The organism is Streptomyces eurocidicus (assembly GCF_002891295.1).
GTDB lineage: Bacteria > Actinomycetota > Actinomycetes > Streptomycetales > Streptomycetaceae > Streptomyces > Streptomyces eurocidicus.
In genome coordinates, this window is sequence record NZ_LGUI01000004.1 from 634,915 (window position 1) to 650,451 (window position 15,537).

5 protein-coding genes are annotated in these 15,537 nt (G+C 67.3%); all 5 read right to left on the reverse strand.

The window, feature by feature from the left end:
* Nucleotides 1–204: 204 nt before the first annotated feature.
* The 5 genes from mads8 to mads2 are packed head-to-tail and all read right to left on the reverse strand — an operon-like array spanning nucleotide 205 to nucleotide 15,497.
* Nucleotides 205–5,886: a methylation-associated defense system ATP-binding protein MAD8 gene (mads8, locus tag AF335_RS35650; protein WP_102919118.1), complete on the reverse strand. Its 5,682-nt coding sequence runs from the start codon at nucleotides 5,884–5,886 to the stop codon at nucleotides 205–207.
* Entirely contained in the window at nucleotides 5,886–7,532 is a 1,647-nt protein-coding gene (gene mads7 / locus AF335_RS16415) for a methylation-associated defense system protein MAD7 (protein WP_102919119.1), read from the reverse strand. Before mads7 ends, mads8 begins: the two co-directional genes overlap by 1 nt.
* Nucleotides 7,523–11,920, reverse strand: a complete 4,398-nt coding sequence (mads6, locus tag AF335_RS16420) for a methylation-associated defense system protein kinase MAD6 (RefSeq protein WP_102919120.1) — start codon at nucleotides 11,918–11,920, stop codon at nucleotides 7,523–7,525. Before mads6 ends, mads7 begins: the two co-directional genes overlap by 10 nt.
* Entirely contained in the window at nucleotides 11,920–13,344 is a 1,425-nt protein-coding gene (gene mads5 / locus AF335_RS16425; RefSeq protein WP_102919121.1) for a methylation-associated defense system restriction endonuclease subunit S MAD5, read from the reverse strand. The genes mads6 and mads5 overlap by 1 nt, the downstream gene beginning before the upstream one ends.
* Nucleotides 13,341–15,497, reverse strand: a complete 2,157-nt coding sequence (gene mads2 / locus AF335_RS16430; protein WP_102919122.1) for a methylation-associated defense system DNA methyltransferase MAD2 — start codon at nucleotides 15,495–15,497, stop codon at nucleotides 13,341–13,343. Before mads2 ends, mads5 begins: the two co-directional genes overlap by 4 nt.
* Nucleotides 15,498–15,537 lie beyond the last annotated feature (40 nt).

The following is a 15,537-nucleotide window of genomic DNA, read 5'->3' on the forward strand; positions in this document are numbered from 1 at the left end:
AAGCCGAGTGTCCTGCCCGGGACCAATTCCCCGGGCAGGACGCTCTGATACAGGTCAGGCAGTCCTTTCGACCGGCTTCAGGACCACCACGCACTCTATATGATGCGTCTTCGGGAAGGTGCCGAGACGACGACTTCCCGAAGAAATCGCGGGTCAGAGTATTTTAGGTTGCCAGAGCGAGGCCATCAGGATCCTGGAGCGTGCTTACTGTCCACCCGTTGCCGTCTTCGTCCCTCCGCCATGCCGGGTTACCCGAGGACGGCATCGCATTCGGACGGCTCCGTGAGTGAACGCCGGGTCAGTGGACTTACTCGCCCACACGTACGCCTCGCCGGGCTGAAGCTGCGCCATCTGCTCAGCGCGCAGACTAGCGAAGGCGGTGTTCGCCTTCTGGAGGTGTTTCAACCAGGCCGGCGAGGTGAACTTATGCAGGATGACGTGGTCGGAGAGTTCGATCAGGGAGATCGGTACGGAGGGCGGGTCCTGGCTGGCGACCAGGACGCTTATTCCCTTGTGGCGCATCTCGCGGACGGTCTCGACTAGGCCGGCGACGAGGTCCGGGCTGTCGATATACTTGTGCGCTTCGTCGAAAACGACCAGCTTGTTGAAGTGTTCGTCCCCGCTGCGTGCCTCGGCGAAGAGCTGCATCAGGACGACGAAGAGACCGAGCGCTTCGTCCTTCTCGATGTACTCGTCGCGGAGGTCAACGATGATCAGTCGGCCGGGTCGGATGAGACTGGCGAGCCGGGCATTGTCGTCGATGTAGCCCTCGGCGAGGTTGAGCCGCTCCTGGGCCAGTTGCTTGACGTGGTCGGGCATACCGGAATCGGCCACGCCCTGCCGGATGACGCCGAGGTTCAGGTTGTTGCGGTTCGACTTCATAATGCGGGTCAGCTGCCGGATGTACGTTGACTGGTTGCCGACCGCGCCCATGAGGAAGCGCCAGTGGGATGCCTGGAGTTCGGCGGAGGAGAAGGCGAGCGGCTGGACGTCGATACCGGGGAATTCCCGTCGGCGGTCGGCGACCTGGTCGGCGGGAGCGAGCAGCAGCACGTCCGACAGCGCTTGGGGTTCGGCTCCATAGCGCTCCTTCAGGACCTGGAGCTGCACCTGGTCATCATTTGGGCGCGCCATGGAAGTGAACTCCGGTGCGTAGTCCATGGTGCGGCTGTAGTGGAACACCACGGTCGCGAGAGGGCGGGGAAGTTCGTTGACCGACGGGGTGGGCAGCGAGGCCATCTCGATGATGTTGCCCAGGGTGTAGCTCTTGCCGCCTCCTTGTACGCCGAAGAGGCTGATGGTGTGGGTTTCGTCGAGATCGACCGCGACTTTCCGGCCGACTACTTCGCCGAGTACACCGTGTTGCGGGGAGGGGCGGGTGACGCCGAGGAAGATCTCGGGGAGGCCCCCTGGTGAAGCCGATCCTGGTGTGACAGGGGTGGGCTGGGCATCGATGGTCGGCGACTCGTGGAAGCCCTGGCTTTCAGGGACGGTGCCCGCCCGCAGCGGATTTCCGGTACCGCCCGGAGGAGGAGCAGCCGATGAGGTTCCTTCCGAAGAAGGAGACACCGGGACCGCCCCCGCCGTGTCTGCACCAGGCACGGCCAAAGTTGCCACGGACTGAGCCGGACCTGTCTCACGGCCTGCACGCTCAGGTGCGGTGAGTGGCGTGGTCTCGTTGCCGTTCGCGGCCTCGTCCGTGTCGAGGATAGTCACTGCCTTGCCCGCACCACCCTGCCCGCGGTCTTCCTCCTGGGCATCTTTGGCATCCCGCTCGTCGCCAGGTGCCCGGAACTCGGCGTTGGGGAGCCGCGGCACGGCCAACTGCGACAGGGCCAGGGTGGGAGCGGTGGCCGCTCCGTCCTCCTCCTCAACGGCTAGGTCCGTGGGCGCGGGTACGCCCGGCCGAACAGTGGGAATCGCATTGATCAGCTCGGTGATCAGATCGCTACCGATGCGGTGGAACTCCACCTCGTCGTCGAGTTCGCGGTCGGTTCCCTCGCGGGCGAGGTCGAAGATCAGGCCGCTGCGGGTGAAGTGGAGGGCGTAGCCGTCGTCAAGGCTATCGAGCAGGGCGTGGGCCGCCTTCCGGGGGGCGTGCCCCATGGTCCCGTGGCGTGCCGCCCGTTCCAGGTAGAAGCGGAGCAGGGAGCCGAGTGCCAGGTTCTTGACCGGCCGGTCCAGCCGGTCCGGGGAGGTGTGGGCCGGATCGAAGGACTCGGTGAGCACGGTCTGGCTCCGTCTGAGCTGCTGGGCGACCTTGGCTTTGAGGCGCTGGTAGGCGCCGATGTCGTCGAGCGTGGTGTAGCACTTGACCTCGACGAGGCGGCAGGTGATGGCTCGGGTCCATGCGTCTAGGTGGAACAGGGCGAGGTCACTGCGCTGGAAGGTGAGGGCGTAGCCGAGTTCCCGGGCCTGGCGGCGGACTTCGGCGTACAGCTCGGGGTGGGCGTCCAGGGGGACGACGATCTGGTTGTGCAGGGCGCCCTGGTAGTCCAGGTAGAGGCGGGCCAAGGCGAGGCCGAGTACTTCGGTGCGCTGAGTGGGGGCGGTGGAGGCCAACTTGAAGGCGAGGTTGCCGGAGAGCAGGCGCAGTTGCTCGAAGAAGGTGTTGAGGTGGCGCTGTTCGACGTCGAGCCCGTGCTGCTGGGCGGTCGGTCCAAGCAGGGTGCGCAGTTCGTCGACCGAGTTCGAGCTGACCATGATCTGGTGGCCGAGGCCGCTGTCCAGCGAGGGCGCGTAGTCGATGACGTACTCGGGCCGGTCGCGTTGTCCGGCGTGGTCGAAGTACTCCAGGCCGAGGGTCCTGTCGATCGTGACGACCCAGTCGCCGACCTGGTGGGCCTGGTAGAGCAAGGCTCGGTCAGTGTTGTCGAGGGAAAGGACGGTACACGGCACATGGCGCGGCGCCTGTCCCGCGGTGGCGACGTTGGCCGCGGCGCCGGCGAGCAGTCCGGGAAGCCGACCCAGGAGAATGGCAAGGTCCTCCGCGTCCTCGGCGGGCAGGGCGACGCCGTGGCGTGGCATGGTCCGCCACACAATCTGCTGTTCGTTGTCCTCGTACGTGGAGGACGTCGGCTGTACCAGGCCGTGGACGGGGGCGTGCGCGATGTCGTGGCGCGTGACGGAGCCGTGCTGTTCCCCGCCGAAGGCGTCGATGAGCACGGTCAGATGGGCGTCGAACTCGGCTCCGGGTTCGCCGAACTCCTCCACCGAGCGGACAGAGTAGACGAGTTTCGGGCTCCGGGTGCCTTCCGCGGCGTGTAGGAACGCCTCCGCCTCTGTCGAGGTGAACTGACTCTGCGCGCTGATCAGCCCATCCAGCGCTGCACCGGACTCGGGGGCTTCCGGGTCGGACACGCACAGCCGAATGTCGTAGGTGAGGTCCCTGGTGGGGGTGCGGCGCTGCAGTTCAAGGAGGGCGTCGGCGACGATCTCGGCGCGGCCGGCGTTGACGATGTTCATGACCAGGGTACGGACGTACGGGTGGAGACTTACGTACCGCTCGATCCGATCGGCGAGCGCCGTACCGGACAACGCACCGGCTCCGCCTGCGGCGCGAGGGCCGACCGCCGGGAGATGCAGCGCGGTGGTGAGTCGGCCGAGCAGGCCACGGGGGTCGGCTGTCTCACTAGGTAGGTAGGCGGCCCAGTACGGGGTGAGGTTGTCAGCGGCCGTCATGAGCCGTCCGTCCTGGCGGGGGACGGCGAACGGGAAGCCCAAGGGCGAGAGGGCTTGGAAGAAGGAGTCGCGGGTGGCGATGACCCGTCGCTTTTCCTCGCCGACGAGGCGCGCGGCCCAGTCCCGGCCCAGGGCCGACCAGGTCGCCAGCCAGAGTGCGCGGAGGGGGTGCGTCGGGGAGACGAGCAGAACGGTGTCGCGCCCGCCGAGACCGTCGGTGAGGGTGACGGCCGCACAATCGGCCTGCTGGATGCGGGCCAGCGCCACCAGCGCGGCGCCCCGGGCGCCGTCACCAGCCCTCTCGGCCTGGAGCGACTGGGCTTCCACCAGTTCCGCGTACGCCTCCGTGTAAGCGACCAGTTCGTCCCGGACCACCTCGAAGTCGACAGCCTCGCTGACCAGGAGCTGATCGGTATCGGCCGGGTCTCCCGCCTGGCCGCACAGGGCGGCGAAATAGGCGTGCCGCGTCGCGAGATAGCGGTCGTAGGCCTCGGCAGCCCGCCCGTTCAGGGCGAGGGACAGGTCCTCCTCGTTCCCCTCCGGGGTCTCGCTGGTGCCGTTGGGGCACAGTACGAGTCGGCGCAGAGAAGTGTCCTGGGGGCGAGCCAGTAGGTCCTGCTGGAGTTGCACGAGCAGCGGGGAGAGCCGGATCTCCGCGCTTCCCGCCGTGTGGATGCGGGCGTTAAGGACGCGCAGGGGGCTGCGCGCCGACGTGGACTTCCAACGGACGTCCGTCAGCGTGACACGGGTCGGATCGTCCCCGGCGGTCAGCGCCTCGAACTGCAGTGAGCGCAGCGCTTGAGTGATGCCGTCGTAGCGCCCGACGCTGCGCTCCAGCGGCTCCTCGGCCTCTCCCTCGGGCACGACGTAGAAACGTTCACTCTCGCCGCCGGGCAGGCCATGTACACCAGGGGCGATGTCGAGAGCGTCACCGGAGGCATCGAGCGGGGTGATTTTGAGGTAGTGCCACCCTTCCTCCCAGTCGATCTTGTTCAGGCGACGCAGCGGTGCCTTGTAATCGGGCTTGGCCCGGGTCCCCTTGGTAACGTGGGCGATCCGGCCGATCGGCCCGCCGCTTTCCGAGACGATCTCCACGCGGAAGCGTTCAAGTCCCTCCACCTTGAGCGGGGATGGTTCAACGGTGAACCGGGGTGTCAGTTCGCGGATGCCCTTGTCCCCGGCGAGCAGGTAGGGCTGCCCCACGATGGCTTCGAGTGCCGGGTGGGCCTTTAGCTCCTCGGCGTTGTCGCCGGCGGCGGGCAGACCGAGTTCGCGTACCTCGATGGAGACGGTGGCGCGGCGCCGTTCGTCGATGCGCCAGTTCCCGAAGGAGAGTGTCCAGTTCTCTCGGTCAACGACGATACGGCGGGTCCATGTCGCCGGGTCCTCCAGGCCGCAGCGGGTGGCGAATCCCGCGAGCCTGCCGGCGAAGTCCGCGTCGGTCAGCCCTAGATCGAGGACGCGCTGGCGCTCCGAGCGGCTGGAGGCGGTGAGTTTGCCGACCAGCTTGCGGTTCCGCTCGGCCCGATCCTTGACGAGCGACGGATCGGCGTACAGCTCGAAGTCGGGTACCAGGCCGAAGTGGTAGATAGCGGCCCCCGCGACCTGGTCGCGGTAGTCGTTGGTCCGGAGCGTCAGCAAGTACAGGGCGATGGCACGGTCGCCCGTCCGGTGTCCGGGCCGGTCACGGAGTACGGCGAGCAGCTCGTCGACGCCGGGCCGCAGCCGGTCCGGTACTTGGTCCAGAAGGTGGTCGGCCAGCTGCGCGTAGGCGTCGCCGAGGGGCACTTCCTCGAAGGTCGCGATACCGAAGGAATCCTCGGCGCTGACCCGGGTGCCCGGGGGGACGAAGACGAGGAGTGGTCCGGGCAGGCTGTTCCCGTTCCCGTCGTCGCCTTCGGTGCGGTTGCGGAGCTCGACCAGTTTGGTGCTGGTGACGACGGTGTCACGGTACGGCTGTTCGGGAGCGAGGTCGTCGGCGGTGCCCAGGACACAGACGGTGGCGGTGGGCCCGAGCGCTCCTCGGAGCCGACGGACCAGCGCGGCCGCCAGTTCGGGCTCCACCTCGGTGACCCGCATGCAGTGTCCGGCGCCCCGCTCGCCGACCAGCTTGGCCAGGCGCGGTACAAGGACGCCTTCGAGGGCTTCGCGGAGGTCCTTCGCGGTGGGCTCCGCAAGGCCGGCGCTGGTGCTGGCGCTGCTCATCAGGCCGTCGCCCCCGTCGTCGCGGCCCCGATGGTGTACCGGGGCGTGATGGTCTGCGTCAGATAGGCGTCAGACATGTCCTGGTAGTAGCCGATCTCGCGCAGTCGATTGAGGAAGGCCGCTGCGTTGGCCCGTAGGGCTGCCTGGTCGTCCAGGTGGGCGCCAGAGAAGCCGTCGCCGTCCGGCAGCTGATCGATGTGGAGTCCGTACCGTTCGCGCAGCAGAGTGAGGAACTCGTCCACGCGCATGGGGGCGGTACGCAGATTGCCGCTGGCGTCGTCGCCCTCCCTCAGGAGCGACACCTGAAGGAGCACTTCGAGCAGGCGCGCGTCCAGGACGAATCGCCGGACGGCACTGTCGCGTCTGCCGCGCGGCTGGGCGAGCAGGGCACCGGGCCGATGTTTGAGCAGCATCGAGTCGAGGCAGTCGATGAAGTAGCTGCGGTAGTAGCTGCCCTTGTAGTGCATCAGCATCTCGATGTACTCGTCGAAGGCATTGAGCCCGAGCTGTGTGATCTGCTTCAGCTCCGGGGGAAGGTCCTTCTCCTCGTCCCGTACGCGGGTGGCACGCTGAAGGAAAAACGCCTCGCGTTCCTTGGGATGGGTGGAGAGCCGCCGCAGGACCTCGACCGGGGTGAAGTAGCTCCGGCCAACGGGCGAGGTCAGCTTCTGGCTCTTGACGAGGTCCTCGGAGAACTCGTCAAGCTTCTTGATCTGATAGGTCGCCTGGACGAACCGCGTGATCCGCCCGTACCAAATGGCGGCGCTACGCTCGGCGAGCGCAGCCGCCGGGGTGCCGGGCACACCCTCGACGTCGACGAAGAGCCGGACGCGGTGCGGGCAGCGGTCCCCCGTCCGCATGTCCTGATGCCCGGTCCGGCAGGTGGCGGGCGCCGATCCGGCATCGATCACGGCGGGCAGCAGCTTCATCATCCGCAGGTGGTAGAGGGCCAGGTGAAAGGCGAAGAGGATCTTCAGGTAGTCCACGAGGACGGTCCGGGGCATGTGGTCCTGATGGTAAAGCAGCCGCAGGACGTCCCGGCACAGCTGGCGGGCCGGTTCGGCGCACAGGGCGGGGTAGGGGGTGCGGGGGCGAGTGGTGTCGGGCCGGTCCCGCATCTGTCCGCCCGCCTGTTCCACCAGGTGGAGCAGCGCCTGGGTCTCCACGTCGGTGTCCGTCCCCGGGGTGATCTCCGAGGTGGCGCGGTCGACATCGGAGAAGAAGAACTCGCGGAGCTGGTCCAGGACCCCCTCGTCGGTGGCGAGCATCTCGTACAACTGCTCGTCAGCCCCGTACGGGCGGGACTTGCGCTTGTTGCGGAACCGGTAGGTGAGACCGTGTAGCGGTCTGGGGCCGGCCACCGCCTCGGTGGCCCTGCCCCGGTTGACCATGTCGAGGAGATGGGTGGAGGCCCACCGGGTGGTGGTCTCCCGGTCGAAGCCGTCGAAGACCTCCGGATGGTCCAGGAACAGCTTGACGAAGACGTCGACCTTGAGCTCGTTGGAGCGGTTGATCTTGCTGGGCATGCCCTGGTGCCACAGGCGCGCGAGCAGCCCGGTCAGGACACGGTCCATGTCCAGTGTCTTGTAGTCGAGCCGGCTGATGCCGGGGTGGTGGAACGTCCCCAGGGAACCGCTCAGCGCCATGTCGTCTCCTCCGTCCTCGCGACGCCCCCTGCGATGCCGGCCACGGTGTCGGTCGCGGTGCCCGCGCCAGCCGGATCGTCGCCGTCCGCACCGCCGTTGTCGTCGCCAGACCGTGCTGTCAGTTCTTCCATGTGCAGGACGGAGTCTTCGGTGCGGTGGATCCGTCGCAGGTCGTGTCCGTGTGTGGTGAGCAGGATCTCCTGGTACGGCACGGCCGCCAGCCGGTTCTTGAACACGGCGAGGGCGAGCTGCTGCCCTTGCAGGTCGGTCACAGACGGCCGGTAGCCGCGCTCGAACCGCTGGAGAAGCTCGAACAGGTCGAGCCGGATGTCTAGTTCGGCCGTGCCGCCCTGGCTGCCAGCCGGATCCCGGTAGCTCAGCCGCAGCGAGGTGCGCCCCGACTCGATATACGGCGAGGCCGCCGCGTTACCTGGTTCGAGCCGGAACCCTTCTGCGGGGAAGCGGCGGAAGGTACGGATGGTGCCGCCGGGTACGTCGCGCACCTTCAGCGCAAGCGCATCGCCGATCCGCTCGGGGGCCACGAGTCCCTCACCACGGTTGAGCGCCCGCAGGATCCGATCCCGCTCCTTGGTGCCCGTTTGCGTTACGCGGGACAACAGCGCCATGAAGTGCAGCACCGACGGGTACGGCAGCATCCGCTCCGCTCGGTCCTCGTCGTGGAGTTCGAAGTAGAGCAGGCGGCGGGCCGCGTCCACGTAGTGGCGGTGGGCAGCGGCCTGGGAGACGCGTTCGGTGACCGACCGGCCGAGCTGCTCGAACGCGCCGCGCAGCAGTACGCGATCGCGGTCGCCGCGCCCGTCGACCGCGACCAACGCCCGGTCCTCTAGGAGCCCGGCGTAGTCCAGACGACGGTCGAGCTGCGGCTGCGGAACCGCCGCCACATCGGCCTCGCGCAGCAAGGTCAGCAGACGGTCCCGCTCACGCGGACTGCCGTCGGCGGTGGCCGGGGCGCCGAGATGCGCAGAGAAGTAGAAGCTGTCCAGGATCTCCTGACCGGAACTGGCCGCGTACAGCTGGTGGATCTCGGCGCAGTCGCGGCCCGAGGTGAGGGTGTAGGCGAGCGCGGAGCGCAGGTCGCGCAGGGTGATGTGGAGCCTACCGCGCAGCTGGGTCATCTCGTAAAGGCGGCGCAGACGACGCGCAGCCTGCGGGCCAGCGGCGGGGTGCTGGAAAGTCTGGGCGTTGTGCCGGGCATAACAGGTGGCGGCCAGGTCGCAGCGCTCACAGTCCTCCCAGAACCGGTCGTGTGTCATCCGGTCGAGCATGCGCTCCAGGAGCGATGCGCCGTCCTGCGGTTCGCCGTCGGCGTCGAGGGAACGAGCCGCGACATCACGTGCGTTGAGGTTGACGACAGCGACGGCCTGCCCGGTGTCCCGGCCCGCCAGGCCGAGGTTGGCCACCTTGGCGAGGTGCGGGAAGCGGTCGTGGTGGTGGCTGAGGAAGTCGACCAGACGCCCCTCGTTGATGGCAATCAACCGGGTTTCCCCCGCGACCTGCCACGCCGATGCGTCGGTCCCGGCGAAGGGTGCGAAGAACTCGTCCAGTACGTCGTCGCCGCTGACCCCACCCTCGTCTTGGCTGCCGTCGTGGTTGGTGCGGAACCGTTGCCCGGCCAGGGTGAAGTCGCTGCCATTGGCCCGGCGGGGCCCGAACTCGGCGCCTAGCTCGCGCGCCTGGCGTTCGAATCGCTCCAGGAAGGCCGTCTTGCCGTCGCCCGCGTTACCAGTCACCACGACCAGCGCATGCCGGCCTTCCCGCAGTGCGGGCACGAGCTCCCGGTCCAGGGCCGTCTCGACGTACACGGACATTGTGTGCGGGTCGAGGCCGCGGGTACCGCGGTTGCTGCGGCGGCTCTGGCTGTACAGCGTCTGCAGGTGGGCCACGAACGGGTTGGTATTCGGCTCAGGCTCCTGACCTGTGCCGGGTTCCGATGGTGGCGCCGGGGGCTGCTCGGCTCGCTCGGATGTGGACGACGGGGCCACGGCCGGTGGTGGCAGTGCGGGGGCGACGCGGGCGGATTCCAGCGCCTCCAGCGCGCGCAGCAGTTCCTCGGCCGTGGAGAACCGCTCCGCCCGGTACGGAGAGATCGCGCGCAGCATGATCTCGGCGAAGCCGGGCGCCAGATCACCGAAACCGCTGTACGCGGTGCGCGGGTCCACCGGCGGCACACCGGGCGAGGGCCGCCCGACACCCTCCCACGGGTACTGCCCGCCAGTCAGCGCCTCGTACAGGGTGACGCCGAGGCCGAACAGGTCCCGGTCGGTGTAGCCAGAGGCGTCGGCGGGCACCTGGTCCAGGTCCGGCGGGGTGTAGCGGGGGCTGGTGTAACTGTGGCCCTCGGAGGAGTCGGAGGTCTTGGAGATCCCGAAGTCGATCAGCTTGACGCCGTCGTCGGTCCACAGCAGGTTGCTCGGCTTGATGTCGCAGTGCCACACCCCGCGCTCGTGGATGTGACGCAGCCCGCGCGCGGTGTCGATCGCGAGCCGCAGCACGTCCGCCGCGCCCATCCGGCCGCCGCGGATCACCTCGGCGACGTCCTTGCCGTCGACGAACTCGAAGACCAAGTACGGGTACTCGTCCGGTGGCATCAGCCGGTCCGCGTCCACCATCGACACTACATTGGGGTGCGGGGCGTTCTGCAGCCGGTCAAGGACGCCCGCCTCACGGCGCAGCCGCTCCAGGACGGAGTCCCGGTCCCGCAGAACCAGCTTCACCGCCCGGTCGACACTCCTTATCGTGTCGTACACCCGGTAGGCCACACCAAACGAGCCGGGACGGCCGAGACGGTGGCGCACCAGGTACTTCGTACCGAGCTGGTGGTCAGCCGGCAGGTCACGGAAGAACTCCGGGCCTCGCGGACCGTCCTGCACGGGCTGCCCGGCGGAGGGCGCAGGAGGAGCCGGGGGAACTGCGGCCGAGGAGCCGATACGCCGGGCCGGAGCCCGCCGCGCTCCCATCACCAGATCCAGGCGGCGCAGCGCCTCTACGCCGGTCGGCCGGGCGTCCGAAGCCATCGCGCACAACTTCTGCAGCCAGTGGGCCAGTTCGACGCGTACCTCGGCGGCTTCGAGGACCTGCGCAGGGAGCCGTCCTGCCTCGTCGGCCTGCTCGGTAGCGGAGGTGAACGGCAGCTCGCCGGTGAGGAGCTGGAACCCGAGGACACCGACCGCGTAGATGTCCGTCTTCATGCCCATCGCCGCCGGGTCGGTATGGCACTCGGGCGCCAGATACGCGCGGTCGGCGACCTGGTACGCCTCCCGCATGACCGTGTGGGCACGGCGCTGCGCGGTCTTCGCATATTCGAAACCGGTCAGCATCGCCCGGCCATCCTGCGCGATCAGCACGGTGGACGGGTTCAGCTCGCGGTGCGCGATCAGGCGGCTGTGCGCGTGAGCTAGGCCCATCAGCATGTGACGGATCGTCCGCAGCTTCGCGTCGGCGGTCAGCGGGTCTGCAGCCCCGTTCAGGTGCAGGGCGAGGGCGTGCCCCGGAACGTCGTCGTAGACGGTGACGAAGGAGTCCTTGTCCTCGTCGGCGAAGAAGTCCCGCACCCCGACGATGTTCGGGTGCGAGGGCAGCTTGCCGAGTGCCTCGTACGCGATGCCGATCCGCTTCTGCTGTTGGAGCCGCTCGGCCTCCGGCGCGTACGGATCGGCCCTGCGGACGGAGAGCCGGACCGTGCCCGACCCCTGCACCGCGAGGGCGTTTTTCGCCCGGTACTCGCGGTGGACGTCGTCACCCTCCTCCGGTCCCGTCTCGCTCAGTCGCTCGATCACTTCCCAGCTGCCAAACCGCAGGGGGCCCGACGGCGGCCGGGACGAACCCTGCACCGCGCGCACGATCAGCTCGTGGTGCGCGGAGACGTCCGTGTCGAAGCGGTTGGTCGAGGTGGGTACGCGTCTCACGTCCGCGAGCCGGCCGATCAGGTCCGGGAGGTTGACGGTGTCACGGGCGTCGTGCTGGCGGGGCGTCCGGTCGACGAGCAGGGCGTCGGGTGCGGGCAGGACGACGAGTGCGTCCGTGTAGAGCCGGGACAGCGTACGGTGGGCCGTCTCCAGGAGCGTCTTCAGCTGCTTGGCGTGCCCGCGCAGCTTCGGCAGCGGGGAGCGGAATGGCGCCCGGTGCGAGGGCTGCCAACGGCCGCCGTCGACCTCGATGCGGCCCCGGGCGCCCTTGACGTCGATGACGTACACGGCGTGCCCGGTGACCACGACGAGGTCGACCTCGAACAGCTCGTTCCGGTTGTACGGAATCTCGACGGAGTGCAGGACCGTCCAGTCGTCGGGGGCGTGATCACGCAGGTGCGCGATCACCCTCCTCTCGGCATCGTTGACGGCCTCCCCAACAGCAACGATCCTGGCACCCATCAGCCGGCGGCCTCCTCGATGGCGGTGGTGAGCAGCGCGAGGGCCTGGTCTTCGAGGACGTCAGCTTCGTCGCGGCATTTGTAGGCGTGGCGGACGGTGGCGGCGATGCGCTTACGGTCGGCCGGGGGGGCGAGGGGGATGCGAAGCTCTTGGAGCCTACTGGGTAGAAAACCTTGTTGCTTTCCCCCATAGCTCATGGCACGAAGTAGCCTGAAGGCCACAGCAGAGCGGAAGAACGCAAAAAGATAGGCTCCTGGAATTTCAGAATTCCCACTCGAAACCCGCACGAAATCTTGACTGTAGGCATTCGCCAACCAAGATCCGGTGACGAAGATTGCGCGGCCGTATACCTCATTTTCACCAAGAGTTCCACGTCCGGCAATTAGGATTGTTTCATCCGGAAGGCTTGAATTGCTAGGCGCTTGAGCAGCGCTAATCCATCGCCCTTCCGGTCGGAGCCAAAATACCTGCCGCTGTCCGAGTAGGCGAATGCCATTCGCAGAATCAACGTCGATCCTCTTGAATCGTGACCCGATTTTCAAGCTGGATTCTGTGCAAACTTCCCCGAACGACTCTCCAGGCACCGAGCTCAGCCTTTGTGCCAAATTTTGGGCTCGCGGAGAGAAGTTAAGAGCCCGAAGGGAATCAGGGCCCAGCCCATCGACCTTGAACCCGAGGTCCCGCTCCTGCTGATGCCATCCGACATCGATCAGCTCGGGCAGCCCCACGCTCGTGAAGAGGTCCTTCGTCGCTTTGACCGAGGACGACTGGAACTCAGCACGCAGCCGCGCACACTCTTCCACCAGGTCGTGGATCTGGCCCTCGAGCTTCGTTCCCAATCGCGGCACCGGCAGCCCTGCGATGTGATGCGGCTCGATGTGCTTCACGGCCGAGCCGTACACCGACCCTCGCACGAGCGACTCGCCGAACTTGCTGAGCAGGAAGGCGTACAGATATCCGGATTTGATCTTCTCCGGATCAGGCTCGACCTTGACAATGTCCTCCGAGGCCCAGTAATCACCCATGTCGGGCCGGACGTACGCCCGCCTTCCTGCGTTAAATCCCGAGCGCGAGATCAAGGTCATTCCAGGCTTGAGCTGGAGATATGACAGGGCTGGCGATTCCGCATCCGCCTTACGCAGCCGGGGCAACCCAGTCAGGTCGGCCGCCATCATGTCCTTGGTGCCGATGAACGGCACGCTGTGCTCAGGATCGGTAAGGAAAACCCGCCGGAACATGGGCCCGCTGAAAATTCCGCCCTTGTGCCCCGCCGTCAGGCTCGCCAGCAGCTCCGTCCTTGGCAACTGCTCCAGCAGCTTCTTCGTCTTCATCGACCCCGCAACATACGGCGAGGCATCCAGCCGAAGTCCCTGGTCCGCGAACCAGTCAGACTTCACCGGGTTGGACAGCTCGGCGATCTTCACGCCCCTGCCCCCGTTCCCGCCGACCCAGCCGTACGCGGGTCCACGCCCGGCACCGGGTACTTGGCCCGGAACTCCCGGTACTTCTCCGCGATCACCGGCAGATCGTTGTCGATGACCTTCTTGCTGCGGGTCAGCGGCCGGGTTACTTCCTTGCCCCGGATCCGGAGCCGCTCCATGACGACCTCCGTCTCCACCACGATCTCCCCGTTGGGCTCACGCTTGTAGAGGTCGTTGCCACGCCGGTCGAAGCCGACCTTCTCGGCGACCGCCATGAAGACGGGGTACGTCTTCTCCGTCCCGAGGTCGTGGTTCTGGATCTCCTGGCGAGTCTTGCGCTTCAAGAAGAGGAGCGTGGTGAGGATGTTGACGTTGGCGTCGACGATGAACGTCTCCACCGGCAGCTCGACGCTCGCGAGGACCCAGCAGTTCCGCAGGATGTAGCGGCGGATCGCCTCGTCCGTCGGCCCGGGGTTCGACAGAATGCCGTTCGGCAGGACGATGCCGATCCGTCCACCGGGCTTGACCCACTCGATGGCGCGCTGGATGAACAACTGTTCCGGCGCCATGCTCGACGGCATGCTGGTCGTGCTCGCCTCGACCTCGCCGGTCTCCTTGTTGCGCCCCCAGGACCTGGCGATCCCGTTACGGAACGACCCGAGCACCGACTCGTCGCTGACCGGGATGTCCGCGCCGAAGGGCGGGTTGGTCAGGAGTACGTCCACGGTGGGCTTGTCGAGCGGGATCTTCTCCTTCGCCGCCTCCACGCCCGCGAGGTGTCCGCGCGGGAAGGCCAACGAGTCCATGTGGAAGACATTCCCTGTGGTCTGTGCGAGCGTCATGATCGCCATGGTGGTCGCACGCACCAGGAACGGGTCGAAGTCAGAGCCGAACAGGTGCTTTTCCGCGTACGACTTGAGCTTGTCGCCATACCGCTCCCGCTCCTCCTTCTCGTCCGGGAAGCCGAGCGTGCCGGCCTCCTTCTTCCAGGTGTGGTGCAGGTGCTTGAGGGTGGCCTGGAGGAAGCCGCCGGTGCCGCAAGTCGGGTCGAGGACGGTCTCGTCCTCCTTCGGGTCGAGCATCTCGACCATCAAGTTGACTGCGCCGCGCGGGGTGAAGTACTGGCCTCGGTCGCCGCGCAGGTTAGTGCCGACGAGCTCCTGGTAGGCAATGCCCTTGGCGTCGACATCCGTGCCGATCAGGTCGTACGGGGCAAGCTCGCTGACGATGAAAGCGAGGGCCCGGTCGGAGAGGGTGATCTCGTCGGTGGGCTTGAAGACGTCCTTGTACTCGCTCTTGACGTCCTCGAAGAGCTCCTTGACGCGCTTGCTGATGGCCGCGCGCCCATTCTCGTCGAACATCTCCTTCAGACCGGTGCGGAACCGGCCGTGCACGGAGCCGTGACTGACCCGCTCGTCGTACATCTTGGCAAAGAGCAGGTAGAGGAACTGCCAGAATGCGGCGTCCTTCGGCATGCCCTCGTTGCCGTGGATGTAGTTGTGGCAGCGCCGGAAGGCGATCTTGAGCATCTCCGGGTCGGCCTGGCGCAACCGCTGGTGCGAGGCGACGGTGCGGCTGCCGAGGGTGCCGTCGGCAACCTCCCAGTCGCTGCGGTCCTCAAAGTCGGCGCCGAAGTCGCCGAACACCTTCTTGAGGAAGAAGAAGTCGACACCGTCGGTCCACATGCCGTCCGCGCACTGCGGGCGGTCCTCGTTGCCCATCAGCTCCTGGAGCTCCTCCAGGTCCTTCCGGGCCTGGTCGGGCTCGCGGAGCTTGACGACGTTCTTCCCGCGCTTGGGCTCCTGCTTACAGATCACCACCCGCCGGAGGTTCGCCGTGGTGTGCGGGGCGCCGGACTCGAAGATCGCGATGTCGGCCTTCTTGCTCCGCTTCCGCTTGGCGCCCTCCTCGCTGATCGTGACGGAGAAGTCGCGCTGCATGTCGCCGGGGTCGATGCCGTGCTCGTGCACCAGCCCGCGGGCGATCCGCTGCCGGACCTTCTCCTTCTCCGTCTCCTTGATCGCATCGCCGGAGATGTAGTCGACGACCTGGCCCTCCTTGAGGGCCGTGACCTTGGGCGCGGAGCCCTCCGCGGCAGGCCCCGCGCCGTCCTCGGGCTGCTGCGGGATGTCCAGGTCCAAGGCCAGTTCCTCCATCGGCGTGCTGCTTCTTTCCTGTGCTCAGTGGTGCGGGCAG